The sequence below is a fragment of the Brevibacterium picturae genome, assembly GCF_030453725.1.
GTDB classification, from domain to species: domain Bacteria; phylum Actinomycetota; class Actinomycetes; order Actinomycetales; family Brevibacteriaceae; genus Brevibacterium; species Brevibacterium sandarakinum_A.
Genome location: NZ_JAKDJU010000229.1, coordinates 1 through 4,002 on the forward strand (window position 1 = coordinate 1; position 4,002 = coordinate 4,002).

A 4,002-nucleotide genomic window follows, 5' to 3' on the forward strand; every position below is an offset into this window, starting at 1 on the left:
CGTGTGTGACGGGCCTGGTCTGCACACCGGCACTGGCCGTTTAGACTTGTGGGCATGACCGATTGCGCAGACACCCGCCGACAACTGCTCGACCTCATCGACGAACTCGCCGTCGTTCGCGGCAAGGTGACACTCTCATCCGGCAGGGAAGCTGACTATTATCTGGATCTGCGCAGGGTCACCCTCGATCATCGCTCCGCACCGCTGATCGGCGATGTGGTGCTCGACCTCCTGGCCGCCGAGGGCCTGCTCGAAACGATCGATGCTGTGGGCGGACTGACGATGGGCGCCGACCCGGTCGGCACCGCCGTCATGCACCGGTCTGTCGTCCGCGGCTCCCCGGTGGATTCCTTCGTCGTCCGCAAGGAGGCGAAGAAGCACGGGATGTCCCGTCGTGTCGAGGGCCCCGACGTCACAGGCAAGCGGGTCGTCGCGGTCGAGGATACGTCGACCACGGGCGGCTCCGTGCTCACCGCGGTCGAGGCTCTCAGGGAGGCCGGCGCCGAGGTGGTGGCCGTGGCTGTGGTCATGGACCGTGACACGGGAGCCAAGGAGCGGGTCGAGGCGACGGGCATTCCGTATCTCACGGCTCTGACGACAAGTGATCTTGGTCTGGATTGAGACGTTGGCCCAGATCGCACGGGCGACACCGCGTTCCGTCGATCACCAGCTGGGACTCGACTGGCAATTCTGTCGAAATCGAGGTCCTGGTTTGAAACATCGAGGTCGATTCAACACGATGGATGAGACACTCCCACAGTACTGCTTCTGGAAAAGTAAGGATGACGCGTGCTCACACTGAAAGAGGTTTCCCTGCGCAAGGGAAAGCGAACTTATCTCGACGAGGTGAGTTTCACCGCGCAAGCAGGCCGGATCACCGCAATCGTCGGAACCCGTTCGGCCGGCCGGACCGAGCTGGTTCGCGTCATCATGGGGCTGATCTCGCCCGATGAGGGCACCGTCAAGCTCGAGGACTTCGAGCTCGACTTCGGCGATCGTCAGAACTTCGGGTATCTGCCCGCCGAACGCGGCGGCTACCCGAACATGCGCGTGATCGATCAGATCGTCTACCTGGCGCGTCTGCACGGCATCACGCTGGGGGCGGCCGAGCGCAATGCGCTGACACTGCTCTCGCGCCTCGAACTGGCCGATCGCGGCTATGCCCCGTTGAAGAACCTCAGCGGCACCGAGATCGCCCGGGTCGACATCGCGGCGACCCTGGCCGCCGACCCCGATGTCGTCGTCATCGACGATGCCTTCTCCGGGCTCGACTCAGAGTCGACCGAACTCGTGATGTCGCTGCTGCGCGCCCATGCAGCCTCCGGGGTGCCCGTCATTCTGGCGACCGACAACTGGGAGGCCGCGCAGGCACATGCCGACGACGTGGTCGTCCTCAATCAGGGCCGGACCAGCGTGTCCGGCAGTGTGCAGGAGCTGCGCTCGGACGTGAAGTACCGCGTGAAGGTCAGCGACGCCGAGGCGGCCGCCAAGACAGCGGAGAAGCGCGCGGGCATCAGCGACGTTGCGATTCTCGATTCGGAGGACAGCGTGATCAGCTTCCGTGCCGCCGATGCGGGCTCTGCCGCGCAGACCGTGGCAGCACTGAATGGTGTGAAGAGTTTTGAGAGTGTTCGCCCGACATTGGCCGAGCAGTACAAGGAGGCTTTGTGATGGCAGGCAAGGACGAAGGCCCGGACGGGGACTCCCCGGAGGAGCCGCTGGTGTCGAAGGGCACTGCAGGCGAGGGCATCGATGATCTGGGCGTTCCCATCGGCGATGACGTCACAGCCGCCGATGACGATGCAGATGGCAAGAGCTCTGCGGCCTCAGCCGCCAAGAGCGCCAAGTCCGGCAAGAGCGGCACACCTCGCAAGGGCAGTCAGTCTGCTGCGAGTGCAACGTCGGCGGAGGACGAAGTGGATGGCGCCGACACAGACGATGCGCCCGACGGGCTCGACGAGGTTCCGTTCGAGCTTGCCCAGGACAATCCCTCACCCGATGAGCTTCCCGAGACCGGTCTGGTCTCTGAGTTCGTCGACGTGAATAAGCGTCAAGCCGCTTGGTTGGTGTCGAACCGCGAGAGTTCGACCGCACTTCGCAGCCCCTTCTTCCTGGTCACCGGTGCCGTCATCGTGCTGGGCATCCTCGCCGCGATCATCGCGGGCGCCGTCGGAGGGTCCGAGTCGAAGTCGGGCACTCCGAGCATGGCCATGGTCGGTGTGGGTGAGCAGGCTGCCATGTACGAGCAGCAGCTCGGCGTGGAGATCACCGACGCCAAGGACGCCCAGGCTGCAGAGAAGCTGGTGCGTGAGGGCAAGGTCGATGCGGCCTTCATTCAGGACCCCACCGGACAGGCACAGCCGACGATCATCGCTTTGGACGAGCAGCCCGAGGTCCTGCTGGAGAAGCTGGCACCGAAGACTGAGGCGACACTGCTGAATGAGCCGGCAGTCGGCGACGAGGTCGCCACTCCGGTGCTGTGGGGCATGGCCGTGTTCGCGCTGCTCGTTGTGGCTACGCTCGGCGCCGCGCTCTACCAGAACCTGCGGTTGGAGAAGCGCAATCGGATCACTGAGATCATTGCGGCCACGATCCCTCCTCGCGCCTCGGCGTCGGGTCGGATCACGGGCATGATCTCACTGACAGCAGTCCACCTGGTCGTCGCGATCGTCGTGGCCGAACTCGGACTCTCCATCACCGGCAAGACATCATTGGCATTCGCCATGCTGCCCGGCCTGGGCTGGTTCGCACTGACCCTGCTGTTCACGGCCTGGACCGTCTTCGCGCTCCTCGTGTGGGCGTCGACCGTCACCGGCAGCAAGGCACGCAAGACCTTCGTCTCGATCATCGGCGTCTTCACAGTGGGCGGCTTCATCGCTCCTGTGATCGTGGGCGCATCGGGAACCGTCGCCAAGGTGCTGTCGTGGACTCCGTTCACCTCGCCGCTGGGCATTGCCGGACGCTTCTTCGGGAGTCCACCCGAGTGGTGGGAGGGCCTGGTCGCCGCAGCCATTGCCGCGGTGGTGGCGCTCATCATCCACTCAATGGCCAGCAGTGCCTACGTTCGCGCGGTGCTCACCGGCGGCGGACGCGGCGGCAAGACCGTGAAGATGAGCAAGCGTGCGCAGAAGGTCTCCGTCGGCTCAGCCGGCGAAAAGAAGGCCGGTGCCAAGGGAGCAGCTGCGGACTCCGACTCTGACGATGCGAGTGATTCCGACGCGGACACGGACTCCGACTCTGACGACGCGGACTCGGACTCCACCTCGGCGAAGGCAGCGAAGTCCGAGGAATCGGCAGATGAAACCGATGCGGACTCCGATGGTGCCTCGGCGGATGAAACCGATGACAAGAAGTGACTGAAGACAGCGCGCCGCAGTCGAACGCGCCACAGGTGGGGGTCGGTCCATGGACCGGCCCCTGGCCTGTGTCTGAGCACTTTGACCCCGAGCTGCTGGCAGACGGCGATCGGCGCAATGTCGTCGACAAGTATCGCTACTGGAAACTCGAAGCGATCATTGCCGACCTCGACGCATCGCGACACGAATTCCACGTCGGTGTGGAGAACTGGCAGCACGACCTCAACATCGGTTCGGTGGTCAGGACGGCCAATGCCTTCAACGCCGCCGCGGTGCACATCGTGGGCAGAAGACGGTGGAACAGGCGCGGGGCGATGGTCACCGATCGGTACCAGCACATCATTCACCACCCGAGTATCGACGACCTCCTGCAGTGGTGCACCGACAAATCAGTGCCGCTGATCGGAATCGACAACTTTCCGGACTCGGTGCCGTTGGAGACCTATGATCTGCCGCGAAACAGCCTGCTGCTTTTCGGGCAGGAGGGTCCTGGACTCAGCGAGGAGGCGCACGAGGCGAGCACCGCAGTGCTCTCGATCGCGCAGTACGGTTCGACCCGGTCGATGAACGCGGCCGCGGCGGCAGCGATCACCATGCACTCCTGGATCCGCCGCCACGTCTACGACCAGCCGGTGGGCTGAGGGGC

The 4,002-nt window shown here is 64.5% G+C and carries 4 protein-coding genes; all 4 read left to right on the top strand.

The features are described from left to right. The first annotated feature begins 54 nt into the window (after positions 1-54). Positions 55-621 (top strand): orotate phosphoribosyltransferase, encoded by a 567-nt coding sequence (pyrE, locus tag L0G76_RS14650; protein WP_304357891.1) that lies wholly within the window; start codon positions 55-57, stop codon positions 619-621. A 168-nt stretch (positions 622-789) separates the two neighbouring features. Beyond that, positions 790-1,671 (top strand): ABC transporter ATP-binding protein, encoded by an 882-nt coding sequence (locus tag L0G76_RS14655; RefSeq protein ID WP_304357892.1) that lies wholly within the window; start codon positions 790-792, stop codon positions 1,669-1,671. Continuing rightward, the gene (locus tag L0G76_RS14660; protein WP_304357893.1) at positions 1,671-3,356 is read left to right on the top strand and encodes an ABC transporter permease; all 1,686 of its coding nucleotides are present in this window, start codon (positions 1,671-1,673) and stop codon (positions 3,354-3,356) included. Before L0G76_RS14655 ends, L0G76_RS14660 begins: the two co-directional genes overlap by 1 nt. Next, on the top strand, positions 3,353-3,997 hold the full coding sequence (locus L0G76_RS14665; RefSeq protein WP_304357894.1) for a TrmH family RNA methyltransferase: 645 nt from the start codon (positions 3,353-3,355) through the stop codon (positions 3,995-3,997). Before L0G76_RS14660 ends, L0G76_RS14665 begins: the two co-directional genes overlap by 4 nt. Positions 3,998-4,002 lie beyond the last annotated feature (5 nt).